Raw genomic sequence first — 15,839 nt, 5'->3', positions numbered from 1 at the left:
CTACGCTGAGCCGATGACCGACCTGCTCGCCCAGTCGCTGGCGGAGGTGCTGGGGGAGCCGCCGGCGCCCGAGGGCACCTGGGAGCGGGAGGCCGTCTACGTGACGGCCGCCGCGCTGCGCCGCCGCGTCCCGCCGGCCGAGCTGGCCGCGCGGGTGCGGGCGGTGGACGGGGTGAGCGAGGCGTGGGCGCGGCCGAACGGCTTCCTGCGCATCGTCGTGGACGCGCCGGGACGGCTGGTCGAGTCCCTGGACCCGCCCGCCCTTCCCGAGCCCGGCTGGCCCGACTTCCCGCGCACGTGGGACAACCCGGGCTTCGTCGTCCGGTACGCCCACGCCCGTGCCTGCGCGGTGCGGCGGTGGGCCGGGGAGCTGGGGGTGCCGCTCACCGGCTTCCGGGCCGAGCTGCTCGACGGCCCTTACGACCGCCGGGTGCTGCGGGTGCTGGCCGAGCTGCCCGGACGCGCCCTCAGCCGCGACCCCGGCTGGGACGCCTTCTCGGTCCGGCTGGCGCTGGCCTACCACGACGCCCACGAGCACGCCCCCGCCGTCCCGATGGGGGACGAGCCGGTCCGGCCGGTGCACACGGCGCGGTTGCGGCTGGCGGAGGCCGTCCGGGGGGTACTGGTTGGGCCGGAAAGATTGTGATGGATCGTAAAATATCCGGCTAAAGCGCGAAAAATCGTGAAAATGTTGCTTGTGGACCTTGATCGCGTCTCGATACGTGGGCGGTGGTCCTGGAAGGGGCGGCGGTTCCGATAGCCTCGATCGGGTGAGCTTCGTCCATCCAGCCGGGGACCGGCACGCCGAGATGCTGCCCCACGAGCGCCCCCCGATGGCGCCCGCCGACCTCAACCGGATCGACCCCGCGATCTGGCCCCGAACGTCGACCCGGACCGACGGCACGCTCACGGTCGGCGGCGTCGACGTGCGCGACCTGGCCCGCGAGTTCGGCACGCCGCTCTACGTCCTCGACGAGGCCGACGTACGCTCACGCATGCGCGACTACGCCACGGCCTTCCAGGGTTCCGAGGTCCACTACGCGGGCAAGGCGTTCCTGTGCAAGGAGATCGTGCGCTGGCTGGCCGACGAGGGCCTCGGCCTCGACGTCGCCAGCGGCGGCGAGCTGGCGGTGGCGCTCAGCGTCGGCTTCCCGCCCGAGCGCATCACCCTCCACGGCAACAACAAGTCCACGGCCGAGCTGACCCGCGCCCTGGAGTGCGGCGTCGGGCACATCGTGGTCGACTCCTACGAGGAGATCGCCCGCCTCGGCTATCTCGCCGAGCAGCTCGGCAAGCGGCCCAAGGTGATGATCCGGGTGACCACCGGGGTCGAGGCCCACACCCACGAGTTCATCGCCACGGCCCACGACGACCAGAAGTTCGGCCTGTCGCTCAACACCGGCGCCGCCGCCGAGGCCGTGCGCCGCATCCTCGCGCTGCCGCAGCTCGACCTGGTCGGCCTCCACTCCCACATCGGGTCGCAGATCGTCGACACCGCCGGGTTCGAGGTGGCCGCGCGACGGCTGGCCACGCTGCTGGTGCAGATCAAGGACGAGCACGGCGTCGTCCTGCCGGAGCTCGACCTCGGCGGCGGCTACGGCATCGCCTACGTCGAGGGCGACGAGGCCCCCGACATCAAGGAGCTGGCCGACGGCCTGCGCGAGATCGTCACCAAGGTCTGCGCCGACGCCGGCCTGCCGGTGCCGCGCCTGACCGTCGAGCCGGGCCGCACCATCGTGGGTCCGGGCGGCATCACCCTCTACGAGGTCGGCACGGTCAAGGACGTCGAGGGGCTGCGCACGTACGTCAGCGTCGACGGCGGCATGAGCGACAACGTGCGCACCGCCCTCTACGGCGCGGAGTACACCGCCACCCTCGCCAGCCGCGCCAGCGACGCCGCGCCCATGCTCAGCCGCCTGGTCGGCAAGCACTGCGAGAGCGGCGACATCCTCGTGCGCGACTTCCACCTGCCCGCCGACCTGGCGCCCGGCGACCTGGTCGCCGTCGCCGCGACCGGCGCCTACTGCCGTTCGCTGGCCAGCAACTACAACTACCTGCCCAGGCCCGCCGTGGTCGCCGTCGCCGACGGCGCGGCCCGGGTGATCGTGGCGGGCGAGACCGAGGACGACCTGTTGAGGGGGCAGCTGTGAAACCGCTGAAAGTGGCTCTGCTGGGCTGCGGCGTCGTCGGCTCGCAGGTCATCAGGCTCCTGCACGAGCAGGCCGACGACCTGGCCGCGCGCATCGGCGCACCGCTGGAGCTGGCCGGCGTGGCCGTGCGCAGGCTCGGGCGCAAGCGCGACATCGAGGTCGACCCGGCGCTGCTGACCACCGACGCCGAGTCCCTGGTCACCCGCGACGACATCGACATCGTCGTCGAGGTGATCGGCGGCATCGAGCCGGCCCGCACGCTCATGGTGGCCGCCCTCGAACGCGGCAAGTCGGTCGTCACCGCCAACAAGGCGCTGCTGGCCGAGGACGGCTCGTCCCTGCACGAGGCGGCCCGCCGGGGCGGCGGCGACCTCTACTTCGAGGCCAGCGTCGCCGGGGCCATCCCGCTGCTGCGCCCGCTGCGCGAGTCGCTGGCCGGCGACCACGTCAAGCGCGTGCTCGGCATCGTCAACGGCACCACCAACTACATCCTCGACAAGATGGACACCTCGGGCGCGTCCTTCACCGACGCCCTGGAGGAGGCCCAGACGCTCGGCTACGCCGAGGCCGACCCGACGGCCGACGTCGAGGGCTTCGACGCCGCCGCCAAGGCCGCGATCCTGGCCGGCCTGGCCTTCCACAGCCGGGTCACCGCCGACAAGGTGCACCGCGAGGGCATCACCGAGATCACCGCCACCGACGTCGCCTCCGCCAAGGCCATGGGCTACGTCATCAAGCTGCTGGCCATCTGCCAGCGCTCCGACGACGGCCGCTCGTTCGGCGTGCGGGTGCACCCGGCGATGATCCCGCGCACCCACCCGCTGGCGGGGGTGCGCGAGGCGTACAACGCGGTGTTCGTGGAGGCCGAGTCGGCCGGGCAGCTCATGTTCTACGGCAAGGGCGCCGGCGGCGCGCCGACGGCCTCGGCCGTGCTCGGCGACCTCGTGGCCGTCGGCCGCAACCGGCTGGCCGGCACCCACGGGCCCGAGGAGTCCACCTACGCCGACCTGGCCGTCCACCCGATGGGCGACACGGTCACGCGCTGCCACGTGGCGCTCGACGTGGCCGACAAGCCCGGCGTGCTGGCGCGGGTGGCCGACCTGTTCGCCAAGCACGACGTGTCCATCCAGACCGTCCGCCAGGAGGGGCACGGCGACGACGCCCAGCTCGTCATCGTCAGCCACCGCGCCACCGACGCGGCCCTCACGGCGACCATGGAGGGGCTGCGCGAGCTCGACATCGTCCGCGCGGTCGCCGGCGTGATGCGCGTGGAGGGCGACGACTGACGCCCGCCCCGCCCGGTCAGTGGGCGGGGAAGGCCAGGTCGCGGACGCGGCGCACGGCCCGTTTCAGGACCGTGCGGTCCTGCTCGCGGGCCAGCCGCACCGCCTCGCGCCGCCAGCTCTCGGCCTTATCCCGCCAGCGGGAGGCGTCCCTGCCGTTCTTGGCGGCCTCCCGGCGCAGCTGGGCGATCTCGGCGCGCAGGGCGGCGACGCGCTTGCGGTGGAGGGTCAGCTCCTTCTCGTGGCGGGCGGTGAGCAGGGCGAGCTCCGCGACCGGCGGCCGGCGCGGCGGGTAGACGTCGGGGCGGCGGCGCAGGCCCCACGACGCGCCGTCCGCCCATTCCAGGCCGTACAGGGCGTCGATCAGGTCGTCCGGGTGGTCGCCGGGGGCGGCGACCAGGGCGGCTCTGGACAGGGCGGCCGTCCGGTCGAGGCGGGCGGCGACCACGCCCTGCGGGGTCTCGTCCAGGGCCAGGCACAGGCTGCCGAGGTCGTGCTCGTCCAGGTGCGCGATCAGGCGTTCCAGCGTGCCGGGGGAGAGAGTCCAGCCGGGCGGCACGGTCAGCCGGAAGGGGGCCGTCGTGCCGGTGGGTGGTTCGGTGGCCAGGGGGACCCGCGGGTCGTGTTCGAAGGTGGCCTTGAGCAGGCGCAGGTCCAGGTCGGGGTCGCGCAGGGGCGAGCGGCGTCCGGTGGGCAGCGCGGGCCAGGGGCCGGTGAGGGTCAGGCGCACGTCGGGGATGGAGGAGGCGAGCAGGGCGTCCGCGGTGGCGCGGGTGTCCTCGTAGCCGCCCGCCGGCACCACCGCCTCCACGTACGGCACCAGCCACTGCCGCCCCGGATCCCTCCGCAGATACCGCCGGTAGGGAACCCGGTCGGCCACGTAGGGGTCGTTGTACCGCTTCAACGCGGCGACGTCGCGCATCGCGGTCGGCAGGCCGACATGCCACGCCCGCGCCTGCGGGTCCGGGACGAACACCGCCCCCGCCTGGACGAGCCGGTACCCCAGCTCGGTGTCCTCGGCCAGCACCAGCGAGGTGTCCAGGCCGCCGATCGAGCGCAGCAGCGCCGCCGGGTACGACGCCGTGGCCCCCACGTGCACGCGGGCGGCCGTCGCGCCGGACGCCGTACGCAGGCCGTCGTGGTCGTGGATGATCTGCTCGGCCCAGTCGTGCCGGTGCGGTGACAGCGGGAACAGGCCGTCCTCGGCGCCCGCCTCCAGGGCCTGGACGACCTGCTCCGGCGCGGGCGGCTCGGCGCCCGAGGTGAAGTCGATCCAGCCCAGCACCACCACGTACGGGGCCAGGTGGTGCCACCGGAGCTGGGCCTCGACGTGCCGCCGGTGCGGGACCATGTCGGCGTCCAGCACGAGGACGACGTCGCCGGCCGCGGCGTCCAGGCCCGCCTGCACGGCCCAGGCGCGCCCCCAGCCGCCCGGCGGGCTGGAGATCAGCTTGGTGCCGCCCGGGGCGAGGGCGGGCAGGCGGATGGGGGTGGCGCTGCCGTCGTCCACCACGATCACGTCGAGCAGGTGCGCCGGGTAGCTCTGCGCGGACAGGGCGGCGAGCGTCAGGTCCAGGGTCTCCTGGCGGTCGTGCGCCGGGATGACGACCGTGACGGCGAGCTCCGGCTCCCAGGCCCCCAGCTCGGGCGGGTCGAGGACGCCGAAGTCGTTGCCACGGATGCGCGGGACGGTCATGGGCGGCTGCTCCCCTCCAGCTCCATCAGGGCGTTCGGGCGGAACCCGCGCCACTGGCGCCGGTTGCGGCGCAGGAACGTGCCGATGGGCTCCTGCCAGGTGTGGGCGGAGGCCGGGCCGCGGCGCAGGATGTAGCCCAGGCCGTGGGTGCGGTAGATCTGGCCGCCCGCCGCCTGGAGGGCCTCCTGGAACTGGGTGTCCACCGAGCGGCGCAGCGGCCGGAAGCCGCCCACGGCCTGGAACGCCGAACGCTCCACCAGGATCGTGCCGCCCGCCACGAAGCTGGTGATCTGCTCGGTGACCTGGCTGCGGTGCACGGTGACGTCGATCGATGCCAGATAGACGAACTCGGGCACCGTGCCGACCACCTGCGCCCCCGAGTAGGCGTGGGCGAGCAGCAGGTCGGCCAGGAAGTCGGGGCCGTACCAGTCGTCGTCGTCCATCTTGAGCAGGAACGAGCCGGAGGCCCGGGCGGCGGCCTCGTTCAGCACCTCGCCGAAGACGGCCGCGGGGTCGGCCTCGTACACGGTCAGCGGGCCGCCGAAGCCGGCCAGGGCGGCGGCGACGTCCGGGTGCTCCCGGGGGACGCCGTGCAGCGCGAGCACCACTTCGAGCTGGGCGTCGCGCTGGCGGGCGATCTGCCGCAGCGCGAACGGCACCATGTCGGCGCGCCGGGTGGCCAGCAGGACGGAGGTGAGCGGGGGAGCGGGGGCGGGCGCGCCGAGCTGCTCCCACCGCGCCGCCACGCCATGGGTGCGCAGGGCGGCCCGGCGCAGCCGGATGCTGTGCTCCTCGCGCCGCAGCTCGTCGGACAGGTCGGGGGCGGCGGGCAGCAGCGCGACCAGCTCGTCCCCGAGAGCGCCCGCCCAGCGCGGCACGGCTCCGGTGACCAGCGGCACCCCGGCGGCGGCCAGACCGGCCAGCACCCGCACGGCCGCCAGCGGGCCGCTGTGCGGATGTTGCCAGCTCACCTCGACGCCGCGGATCTGCCGGAGCCTGGCCACGTCGGCGTCGGTCACCCCGCCCGACTCGGCGAACGTCGTGACGACCTTGCCGTCGAGCAGCACCGACCAGCGGCCGTCGCGCTCGGCCAGCGCGGCCATGCCCCGGGACGGCGTGGTCACGAACCCCTGGGGGTTCACCAGCCGCTCGTCCACGGGCGGGACCATCGACGGCTCGCCGAGCACGTCGGGGTCGGCCAGCGGCGACCCCGCCCCGCCGGGACGCCCGATGCTCTCCCAGCTCGCGGCGACGATCGTGGGCCGCTCGACGGGCGCCTGATCCCCGGCCCAGCCGATCCCGCCCGCCTCGGCGGACCCGTCCGGCGTCAGGGCCGGGGACGCGTCCGGGGCGCGGCCGTCGCCCGGCGGGCGCAGGGCGTTGCCGGCCAGGCCGCGGAGGGCGACGTCGCCCAGCGTGCGGAGCACGACGTCGCTGCCGGGGGCGCCGACGCGTTCGGGGACCGGGCCGCCCACCTCGGCGGGCGTGGCGTTCGGGTCGCCGGGACGCCAGTCTGCCGAGCCGATCCCGGCGATGCCGGCGGCGGGCGCGGCGATCACGTCCAGGCGGTGACCGGCGAAGGCGCGGGCGGTGGCGGTCACCGTGCGGCCGGCGGGCGTCGCGGCCGAGAAGCGGGCGTCCACCACCCACACCCGGCTCCTGGGCTGGTAGACCCGCAGGTCCGTCAGCGACCGCCAGCGGTGCGCGGGGGTCGGCGTGGGCACGGGGGCCGGGTGCGAGGCGGGGGCGTCGAGCACGCACACCACCACCCGCCCCGCCAGCGGGAGCAGCTTGTGCAGGGTCGCCACCCTGCGCAGGTCGGCGGGCGTCCTGGCGAGCACGAGGACGTGGTCGGCCGACTCCGGCTCGGCGGGCGGCTCCAGCAGGTCCCGGTCCAGGTCCACGGCGCCGGCGGGCAGCCCGGCGCGGCCCTCGCCGCCCTCGCCGCCTTCGCCGTCGGCCGGGAAGGCGGGGCTCTCGATGCCGGCCAGGAACACCCGGGCGTCCGGCAGCTCAGCCAGCAACGCGGTGACCGTCCGCCGCTCGGCGCTCATCCGGCGCTCCGCAGGTGCCGGATCAGGGAGCTCAGCGGCCCGGGAGCGGGGTCCTCCTGCTCCTGCGCGCGGGACAGGCGCTCGACCTCGGCGGAGAGCCGGTCGACCTGGTCGCGCAGCTCCTTGGTCTCCGCCAGCCGCCGGGCCGCCAGGGCGCGCCACTTGGCCGGGTCGCCGCCCAGCGGCGGTGGGTCGGCGGCGGTGCCGAAGCCGTGCTCGCCGCCCTCGACCCACAGGACGCCGAACAGCTCGTCCACCAGGTCGTCGGCGGGGCCGTCGAAGCGCGCGGCGCGGGCGAAGGCGGCCGTGCGCTCCAACCGGGCGGCCACGACCCCGTCCGCGTCCTCGGCCAGCGCGACGCAGAGCAGGCCGAGCACGTCCTCGTCGGCCAGTCGCACCAGCCGGGCGAGAGTGTCGGCCCCGAGGACCCAGCCGGCGGGCAGCCGCAACAGGAACGGGGTGGGGGCGGCGGTGACCGGTTCGCTTTCCGCGAACGTGACGCGCGGCTCGTGGGCGTACAGGTTGTGCAGCAGCCGCAGGTCCAGCAGCGGGTCGTCGAGGCTGGAGCGGCGTTCGCCGGTCAGCCGGCCCCAGGGCCCGACGACGGTGACGGCGGCGTCGGGCAGCGTGCCCGCCAGCGCCGCGTCCACGCTCGCCCGGGTCTCCTCGTACGTGGTGGCGCTCACCACGACCCGCACGTACGGCACCCGCCAGTGGCGCCGGGGATGGCCGCGCAGCCAGCGCAGATCCGGCACCAGATCGCCCAGGTAGGACCAGTTGTGCCGGTGGACCTCCTTCTCCCGCAGCATCACCGTGGACGGCCCGACGTGCCACGCCCTGGCCTGCGGATCGGGCACGAACACCGCCCCCGCCTGGGCCAGCCGGTAGCCCAGCTCGGTGTCCTCGGCCATGTTGAGCGAGGCGTCCACGCCGCCCGCCGCGCGCAGCAGCTCGGCGCGCACCGACGTGGAGGCCCCCGTGTGCAGCAGGTACGCGCTCGTCCCCGCGTCCTTCAGCATCCGGGTCGACTCCAGCGTCTTACGCGTGTACTCCGGGCGCGTGCCATCCTCGCCGGGGGCCGTCACGAACCGGATGTCGCCGATCACCACCACGTGGTCGAGCAGGTGGTGCCAGCGCATGTGCGCCTCAAGGTGGTCGGGGGCCAGGATCATGTCGGAGTCCAGCCAGTGGATCACCTCGCCGATGGCGGCCAGCTGCCCGGTCTGCCGGGCCGCGCCGCGTCCCCAGCCGTCGGTCACCCGTACGACGCGGGCCCCCGGCAGCTCGATCGGCGGCGTGCTGCCGTCGTCGGCGACCACGATCTCGACGAGTTCGGCCGGGTAGGTCTGCGCGGCCAGCGCGGACGCCGTGCGCTCCAGCGCCTCCTGGCAGTCATAGGCCGGGATGACCACGGACACGCGCAGCTCGGGCGTCCAGTCCCCGATCGCGGGCGGGCGCAGCACCCCGTAGTCGTTGTGCCGGACGCGGATCATGCCAGGCCCTTGGCCAGCGCGCGAACCTCCTCGCGCAGCTCCTCGACCTCCCGGGCCCTGGTCATGGCGTTCACGCGGTCCTCGCCGAGCGAGGCGAGGATCGCCCCGATGTCGTCGGCCCGCCGCGCGGCCGACTCCTCGACCGCCTGGACCAGCAGTTCCAGCCGGGATTCGAGGTTCTTGACCGCGGTCGTCGCACGGGCGAGCTCGGCCTCGTGCTTCTTCATGCGCAGGTCGATCCGGTGCGCCTTGCCGTCCACGCGGCGGACGGTGAGCAGCAGCAGGGCGAGGGCGGCCAGCGTGACCGCGAACGCGGCGACGGCCGCCGCCGCGCCGAGGGTGAGCAGGCCGGCCAGGACGAGCAGGGCGAGCACCCCGGCGGCGACGACTGCGAGAAGTGCGGCGGCCGCTGCCAGTCGGCGGGGCGAGAGCATCCGCGCAAACCTTTCATAGTCACGACTAGTCGGGCATAGGAGGATGGGCGGGATTATTGCCACCCTAATAAACCCTGACCACTACCGTGCCATATGTTCCTGGAGGAAAACTGGGAACCCGGCCTCGGGGCTCATGCCGTCCGCCACCCGAAAGCTGCCTGTCTGTCTACTGACGTGTAAAAACGGGCGTAAGGTAGGCGCCGATCCAGTCCCGTCCGGTCGAGGAGCATCGTCCATGTCCGTCACCCCCTGCGGCTTCACGCGTACGCCGGGCAAGGGGTTCGCCCGGCTGCACTGGTCGGACGGCTGGCAGGTGGACGGCGGGCCGCCCGACGTGCCCGCGCTGCGCTCGCGGCGCGGATTGGAGATCGACTGGCCCGCCGCGCCGGTGCCGCTCGACGGCCTGACGGAGCTGGCCGGCGCCGGGATCCCGCTGACCGCCCAGGACGCCCCCGCGTGGGTGCCGGGCGACCTGGCCGCGCTGCTCACCGACCGCGACTGGCTCGCCGCGCCCGCCGACGGCACCGCGCGCTGCCTGGCCGACCTGCGGCGGGAGGAGCACAGCGTACGGCTGCGGCGCCTGGTCCACCGGCCCGCCCGCGCGACGGTCAGCATCGTCATGTCGACCAAGCGGCCCGCCCTGGTCGGCGCGGCGCTGGCGCAGATGGAGCGGCAGCGGGGCGTCGAGGCCGAGGTCCTGCTCGGGCTGCACGGGGTGGCCTTCGAGCAGGTGCGCGCGGCCGTCGAGGCGTGCTCGCTGCCCGTCAGGTGGGTCGAGGCGGCCGGGACGGTGCCGTTCGGCGAGGTGCTGAACCGGGCCGCCGCCCTGGCCTCGGGCGACTACCTCGCCAAGTGGGACGACGACGACTGGTACGGCCCCGGCCACCTGTCCGACCTCCTCATGGCCCGCTCGTACGCGGGGGCCGACGTGGTGGGCACGACGGCCGAGTTCTTCTACCTGGAGCCGTTGCGCGCCACGATCCGGCGGACGACGTTCGCGAGCGGAGCGGCGTACCCTAGCGAGGTTTGGGCGGATCACGTAGCCGGAGGCACCATTTTGCTCCAAAGCGCGAAATTTCGGGAAATTGGAGGATTTCCCGCTCTTCCGCGTGCGGTCGATCTTGAGTTCGTGAAAGCGGCGCAAAAGATCGGCGCGCGCGTCTATCGCACGCACGGCCTCGGCTACGTCCTGCGCAGGGGGTTCACCGAGGAGCACACCTGGCAGCTGCCCCTGGCCCATTTCGTCAGAATCGCCACGAACCAATGGCACGGCTTCCGGCCGAGCCTGCTGATGGAAACCGCATGAACAACGGCCAGACGCCGCCGGTGCGCGGCAATGACTACCGCGTGCTGCGGCCCGCCGAGGACCTCACCCCGTCGCTCACGGTCAGCGTGATCATCCCGGCCTACGGCGGCCAGGAGAAGCTGGACCTGGTGCTGGCCGGTCTCGCCCGCCAGACCTACCCGGCCGCGCTCACCGAGGTCATCGTCGTGGACAACGGCAGCGTGCCGCCCCTGCGGCTGCCCGACGTCCGTCCCGAGGGCGCCCGTCTGATCGTCTGCGACCAGCCCGGCCGCGCGAACGCCCGCAACGCCGGGCTGGCCGAGGCCACCGGCGACGTGATCCACTGGCTCGACTCCGACGTCGTCCTCACCCCGGGCGCGATCGAGGCCCACATGCGCTGGCACCACACGGCCCCCTACCTGGTGGTGACCGGCTACATCAGGTTCACCGACGCGGAGCTGCCCGCCGAGCTCCCCGCCGACCTGGAGGAGCACTTCGAGCCGGCCGAGCCGCACGCCTGGATCGTCGACCTCGTCGAGCGCACCGACGGCCTCACCGCCAACCCCCAGCGTCCCTTCAGCCTGCACGTCGGCGGCGCGACCTCGGTCGGGGCCCGCCTGATCGAGGCCGCCGGCCCCATGGACGACGAGCTGATCCTCGGCCAGGACACCGAGATGGGCTACCGGCTGAGCCAGGCGGGCGCGGTGTTCGTGCCCGAGCCGCGCGCCCGCGCCTACCATCTCGGCCCGACCATGCGCATGCGCGACAAGGAGTCCATCGACCGGGTGAGCCACGCGTTCGTGGCCGACCGCATCCCGGCGTACCGGTGGTTGCGCTCCCATCCGTCCCGCCAGTGGAAGATCCCGTACGTCACCGCGGTCGTGGACGGCACGGCCGGCTACGACAGCGTGCGCGCGACCGTGGACGCCCTGCTCGCCGGGACCGTTCCCGACCTGTCGGTGCTCCTGCTCGGCCCCTGGGACGAGGTGGGCCGCGAGCGCCGCTCCCCGCTCAAGGACCCCGGCCTCGACCTGGCCCTGGTCCACGGGCACTACCTGCACGAAGGACGGGTGCGCCTGGCCGCCTCCGAGGAGCTGGACCCGGCCACGCCGTTCGTGCTGCGCCTGCCGCCCGGCTGGATCCCGGGCGAGGACACCCTCGCCCGGCTGCTCGACCTGGCCCGCGACGAGGGCCTCGGCCTGGTCGCGGTGCTGCTGCGGGAGTCCTCGCACGGTGTCGTGGCGGCCCGCCTGGAACGCCGCTCGGCCTTCGCCAGGGCCCGCATGGTGGCCGGCGGCGAGCCCGGTGAGCCCGGCGACCTCGACGACGTGGTGGACGCCGTGTCCGGCGTGTCCTGGGTCGAGGGCGAGACCTACGGGTTCACCACGGAGGCGGCGCCGCTGATCGGGCGGCGCGGGGCGTACCGGGCGCGGCTGGAGGCCCGGGCCGAGGCCGAGCGGCTGGCGGCGGAGGCCGACCGCCTGCGCGCCCAGGTGACCAAGTGGCGGGACGAGGCCACCCGGTGGCGCAGGACGGCCGTCGAGCTGCGGCGCGACGTGAGCACCCTGCGCCGCCAGCTCGCCGCCGCGAACCGCGCCCAGCAGAGCCTGCGCACCCTGCTGTCGGCCACGATGAAACGAGCGCTGGGCCGCCGCCTGCGATGAAATGGGCGCTGGGCCGCTGGCGCGGCCGACCGCGTCCCGCGGGCGGCGGTCAGTTCGGGCGCAGGGCCGACTTCAGCCGCCTGAACAGGGTGGTCTCGGCGGACTCGGCCGGGACCGCGACCGTAGCGGGGATGGTGACCGGCTCCGGCTGCGGCGGCGCGGGCCAGTAGCGGTCCGGCGGCTCGTGACGCACGCCGTGCGTGGCGTCGATGACCTCGTCGAGATCGGCGCCTGGACCGGCGAGCAGCAGCGCCCGGCCCAGCGCCGAGGCGCGTTCGAGCCGGGCCGTGCGCCCGTCGGGCAGATCGACGACGAGCACCCCCGTCAGGTCCTTCTGCACCGACTCGACCATGCGCTCCAGCGTCGCCCGGTGCAGCGGCACGTCCACCGGCCCCCGGTAGCGGAACGGCGTGGGCGCGGGCGTCGGGGCGGCCTCGTCGATGAGCCGGATGCGTTCGTCGTGCGCGCACAGGTCGCGCATGAGCCGCAGCTCGAAGCACGGGTCCGACAACACCGCGCGCCGCCCGTCGTCGAGCCGCGACCACGGGCCCACCAGCGTCAGCACGACGTCCTGGAGCTTGCCGTCCAGGGCCGCCGTCACCGCCCGCCGCACCACCGACTCGGAGGTGTCGGTGACGTCCAGCACGATCTCCACGTACGGCACCAGCCACCGCCGCCCCCGGTCCTTGCGCAGGTCCCGGCGGAGCGGGATCCGGTGCGCCAGGTACGGCTCCACCGCCCGCACGGCCCGCTCCCGGTCGCGGTGCTGCGCCGGCAGCCCGAGGTGCACCGCCTGGGCGGCCAGGTCGGGCACGAACACCACGCCGTGCATGGCCAGCCGGTAGGAGAACTCGGTGTCCTCGCCGCGCACCACGGTCGGGTCGAGCCCGCCCACGGCGTCGAAGACCTCGCGGGGGAGGGCGAAGGTCGGCCCGGTGCACACGTGGTACGGGTTGCGGCTGCTGCGCAGCCCGTCGGTCTTCTCGATCGTCGCCTCGGTCGAGCTCGACACGGCCCCGGCCAGGTCGAACACCTCGTCCAGGCGCTCGGCGCGGAAGACCTGCCGCGCGGTGACCGGCGGCGCCTCGACGAACTTCTTCATCCCGATCGTGACCAGGTAGTCGGTCACGTGGTGCCAGCGGGCCAGGGCCTCGATGTGCTCGCGGCAGGCGACCATGTCGGCGTCGAGCCGCTGGATGATCTCCCCGTCGGCGGCCTTGGCGCCGGTGTTGACCGCGTTGGAGATGCCCCAGCCGTCGCGTACCGGGACGATCCTGGTGTTGACCGGCCGGATCTCCGGGAGCCGGATGGGCGGCGCGCTTCCGTCGTCGACGACCAGGACCTCCATGAGATGGTCCGGGTACGTCTGCGCGGCCAGCGCGGCCAGCGTCAGGTCGAGTTTGTCCTGCCCGCCGTGCGCCGGTATCACCACGCTCACGGACAACCCCGGCGACCAGGCCCCGAGCTCCGGCGGCACTACTGGTGAATAGTCGTTCTGCCTCAAAGCAGGACGCGCGTTCATGGTGACCCCCTGCCGAGACCTTATCGGGAGATGCTGAGAATTTCCTGAATAGTGGCGCTGTCCAACGACCTGTCCACTCAGTGGACTCGGCTCCGCGCCCGCGCCGCGCACCCCGTACACTCGGTGGCCAACACCGCAGGTAGGGAGTCATCATGGGCAGGTCGTGGCGTGGCCTCATCGAGGAGTACCGAGAGCGTCTTCCGGTCACCACGAAGACGCCCGTCGTCACTCTCCTCGAAGGCGGCACCCCGCTCGTCCCGGCGCACCGCGTGTCGGCGCTGACGGGATGCGAGGTCTATCTCAAGGTCGAGGGGGCGAACCCGACCGGCAGCTTCAAGGACCGCGGCATGACCATGGCCATCAGCAAGGCGGTCGAAGAGGGCGCCAAGGCGGTCATCTGCGCCTCCACCGGCAACACCTCGGCCTCCGCGGCGGCCTACGCCGTACGCGCGGGGCTGACCTGCGCCGTGCTGGTGCCGAAGGGCAAGATCGCGATGGGCAAGCTGGCGCAGGCGCTCGTCCACGGGGCCACGCTGCTGCAGGTCGAGGGGTCGTTCGACGACTGCCTGGAGATGACCCGCAAGCTGTCCTCCAGCTACCCGATCGCGCTGGTCAACTCGGTCAACCCGTTCCGGCTGCAGGGCCAGAAGACGGCGGCGTTCGAGATCGTCGACACGCTCGGCGACGCCCCCGACATCCACTGCATCCCGGTGGGCAACGCCGGCAACATCTCGGCCTACTGGATGGGCTACCAGGAGTACGCCGACGACGGCGTCTCGACGAAGCGTCCGCGCATGTTCGGCTTCCAGGCCAGCGGCGCCGCGCCGATCGTCGAGGGCGCCCCGGTGACCCACCCCCACACGATCGCCACCGCCATCCGCATCGGCAACCCGGCGTCCTGGAACCTGGCCACCGCGGCCCGCGACGAGTCCGGCGGCGTCATCCAGGCGGTGACCGACCGGCAGATCGCGGCGGCGTACAAGCTGCTGGCCCAGGAGGAGGGCGTGTTCGTGGAGCTGGCCTCGGCGGCGAGCGTCGCGGGGCTGCTCCAGGCACACGCGCAGGGGCTCGTGGAGGCCGGGCAGCGCATCGTCTGCACCGTCACCGGCAACGGACTGAAGGACCCCGACTGGGCCATCTCGGGCGCGCCCGCCCCGGTGGTCATCCCCATCGACGTGCACGCCGCCGCCGCGGCGCTCAACCTCGCCTGAGAGGCGCACGGGGAGTGAGCGAACGACGAGAGAACCGTGAATCGATGACGACGGTGCGAATCCGCGTGCCGGCCACGTCGGCCAACCTGGGGCCGGGCTTCGACGCGCTCGGCCTGGCGCTCACCCTCTACGACGACGTGGAGGCCACGCTCACCGCCGAGCCCGGCGTGCGCGTGAGCGTGGAGGGCGAAGGCGCGGGCGAGGTCGACCTCGGCGAGGGACACCTCGTCGTCCGGGCGATGCGCGAGGCGTACGCCCGCATGGGGGCGCCGCAGCCCGCGGGCATCGCCCTGCGCTGCGTCAACCGCATCCCGCACGCTCGCGGCCTGGGCTCGTCCTCGGCCGCCGTCTGCGCCGGCATCCTGGCCGCCCGCGCGCTGAGCGACGGCGGCCTGTCCGACGACGAGGTCTTCGCGCTGGCCACCGAGATGGAGGGCCACCCCGACAACGTCGCTCCGTGCCTGGCCGGGGGCCTGACGGTGGCCTGGACCGACCACGCGGGAGCAGCGCGTATGGTGAAGCTGGCCCCCGACGAGAGGGTCCGTCCGGTCGTCGTCGTTCCCACGACGCGGCTGGCCACGGAGACCGCTCGGGGGTTGTTGCCGAAGGACGTGCCCCACAAGGACGCCTCCTTCAACGCCGGCAGGGCCGCGTTGCTGATCGCCGCGCTGACCTCGCGGCCGGAACCAGAGCTGCTGCTCGCCGCCACCGAAGACCGTCTCCACCAGCCCTATCGCGCGCCTGCCATGCCGGAGAGCGCGCGTCTGGTAGAACGTCTGCGTGCAGTCGGCGTGCCCGCGGTCGTTTCGGGGGCGGGTCCCACGGTTCTTGCGTTTTCGTCACCGGATACGCAGGATTTGATCGCGCCAGAAGTGGGTAATGACTGGCACATCCAGCAAATGGACGTCGACCCGGTTGGTGCGAACGTTCAGTTCCCCGAGACACGCTGATGCCTCTTTAGACCTTCAGGGAATAGCCGTGTGCGCTGGTGATGTTAGGCTGATAGCCGCACCAGATGCCCCCTTGGTGGGTGCGTGCTTGTCAGCC

At 73.7% G+C, this 15,839-nt stretch carries 12 protein-coding genes; 7 read left to right on the top strand and 5 right to left on the bottom strand.

What is annotated here, in order from left to right; all coding sequences use genetic code 11:
* Positions 1 to 13: 13 nt before the first annotated feature.
* The 3 genes from ACFYUV_RS12500 (at position 14) to ACFYUV_RS12490 (ending at position 3,436) form a co-directional block, all read left to right on the top strand.
* Positions 14 to 646, top strand: a complete 633-nt coding sequence (locus ACFYUV_RS12500) for an anticodon-binding protein (RefSeq protein WP_387668050.1) — start codon at positions 14 to 16, stop codon at positions 644 to 646.
* Positions 647 to 809: 163 nt separating this feature from the next.
* Positions 810 to 2,150 carry a diaminopimelate decarboxylase gene (gene lysA / locus ACFYUV_RS12495; protein ID WP_358283916.1) on the top strand — a complete coding sequence of 447 codons (1,341 nt, stop codon included), beginning with the start codon at positions 810 to 812 and terminating at the stop codon, positions 2,148 to 2,150.
* Positions 2,147 to 3,436 (top strand): homoserine dehydrogenase, encoded by a 1,290-nt coding sequence (locus ACFYUV_RS12490; protein ID WP_364324867.1) that lies wholly within the window; start codon positions 2,147 to 2,149, stop codon positions 3,434 to 3,436. Before lysA ends, ACFYUV_RS12490 begins: the two co-directional genes overlap by 4 nt.
* Before the next feature lie 16 nt (positions 3,437 to 3,452).
* On the opposite strand, the gene ACFYUV_RS12485 is transcribed toward ACFYUV_RS12490, so the two are convergent.
* Genes ACFYUV_RS12485 through ACFYUV_RS12470 form a run of 4 tightly spaced genes read right to left on the bottom strand, consistent with a single transcriptional unit; the run spans position 3,453 to position 9,110 of the window.
* Positions 3,453 to 5,129 carry a glycosyltransferase gene (locus ACFYUV_RS12485; protein WP_387668046.1) on the bottom strand — a complete coding sequence of 559 codons (1,677 nt, stop codon included), beginning with the start codon at positions 5,127 to 5,129 and terminating at the stop codon, positions 3,453 to 3,455.
* Entirely contained in the window at positions 5,126 to 7,183 is a 2,058-nt protein-coding gene (locus ACFYUV_RS12480; RefSeq protein WP_387668043.1) for a glycosyltransferase, read from the bottom strand. The genes ACFYUV_RS12485 and ACFYUV_RS12480 overlap by 4 nt, the downstream gene beginning before the upstream one ends.
* Positions 7,180 to 8,676: a glycosyltransferase gene (locus tag ACFYUV_RS12475; protein ID WP_387668041.1), complete on the bottom strand. Its 1,497-nt coding sequence runs from the start codon at positions 8,674 to 8,676 to the stop codon at positions 7,180 to 7,182. Before ACFYUV_RS12475 ends, ACFYUV_RS12480 begins: the two co-directional genes overlap by 4 nt.
* Positions 8,673 to 9,110 (bottom strand): hypothetical protein, encoded by a 438-nt coding sequence (locus ACFYUV_RS12470; RefSeq protein WP_364324855.1) that lies wholly within the window; start codon positions 9,108 to 9,110, stop codon positions 8,673 to 8,675. The genes ACFYUV_RS12475 and ACFYUV_RS12470 overlap by 4 nt, the downstream gene beginning before the upstream one ends.
* Positions 9,111 to 9,345: 235 nt before the next feature.
* Between ACFYUV_RS12470 and ACFYUV_RS12465 the strand changes: the two genes are divergently transcribed.
* Positions 9,346 to 10,416 carry a family 2 glycosyl transferase gene (locus ACFYUV_RS12465; RefSeq protein WP_387668038.1) on the top strand — a complete coding sequence of 357 codons (1,071 nt, stop codon included), beginning with the start codon at positions 9,346 to 9,348 and terminating at the stop codon, positions 10,414 to 10,416.
* Entirely contained in the window at positions 10,413 to 12,059 is a 1,647-nt protein-coding gene (locus tag ACFYUV_RS12460; protein WP_387668035.1) for a glycosyltransferase, read from the top strand. The genes ACFYUV_RS12465 and ACFYUV_RS12460 overlap by 4 nt, the downstream gene beginning before the upstream one ends.
* A gap of 49 nt (positions 12,060 to 12,108) precedes the next feature.
* Here the strand turns inward: ACFYUV_RS12460 and ACFYUV_RS12455 are convergent, their stop codons facing one another.
* Positions 12,109 to 13,497 (bottom strand): glycosyltransferase, encoded by a 1,389-nt coding sequence (locus ACFYUV_RS12455; protein ID WP_387668033.1) that lies wholly within the window; start codon positions 13,495 to 13,497, stop codon positions 12,109 to 12,111.
* 236 nt (positions 13,498 to 13,733) lie between these two features.
* On the opposite strand from ACFYUV_RS12455, the gene thrC reads away from it, so the two are divergent.
* Together thrC and thrB are read left to right on the top strand one after the other, a co-directional pair.
* On the top strand, positions 13,734 to 14,792 hold the full coding sequence (thrC, locus tag ACFYUV_RS12450) for a threonine synthase (protein WP_364324843.1): 1,059 nt from the start codon (positions 13,734 to 13,736) through the stop codon (positions 14,790 to 14,792).
* A gap of 44 nt (positions 14,793 to 14,836) precedes the next feature.
* Positions 14,837 to 15,742, top strand: a complete 906-nt coding sequence (thrB, locus tag ACFYUV_RS12445) for a homoserine kinase (RefSeq protein ID WP_358283417.1) — start codon at positions 14,837 to 14,839, stop codon at positions 15,740 to 15,742.
* The last annotated feature ends 97 nt before the right edge of the window (positions 15,743 to 15,839 follow it).

It is taken from the genome of Nonomuraea sp. NPDC003560 (assembly GCF_042878785.1).
GTDB lineage: Bacteria > Actinomycetota > Actinomycetes > Streptosporangiales > Streptosporangiaceae > Nonomuraea.
Note: the sequence above shows the minus strand (reverse complement) of the source record. Positions and strands in the feature narration are given on the sequence as shown.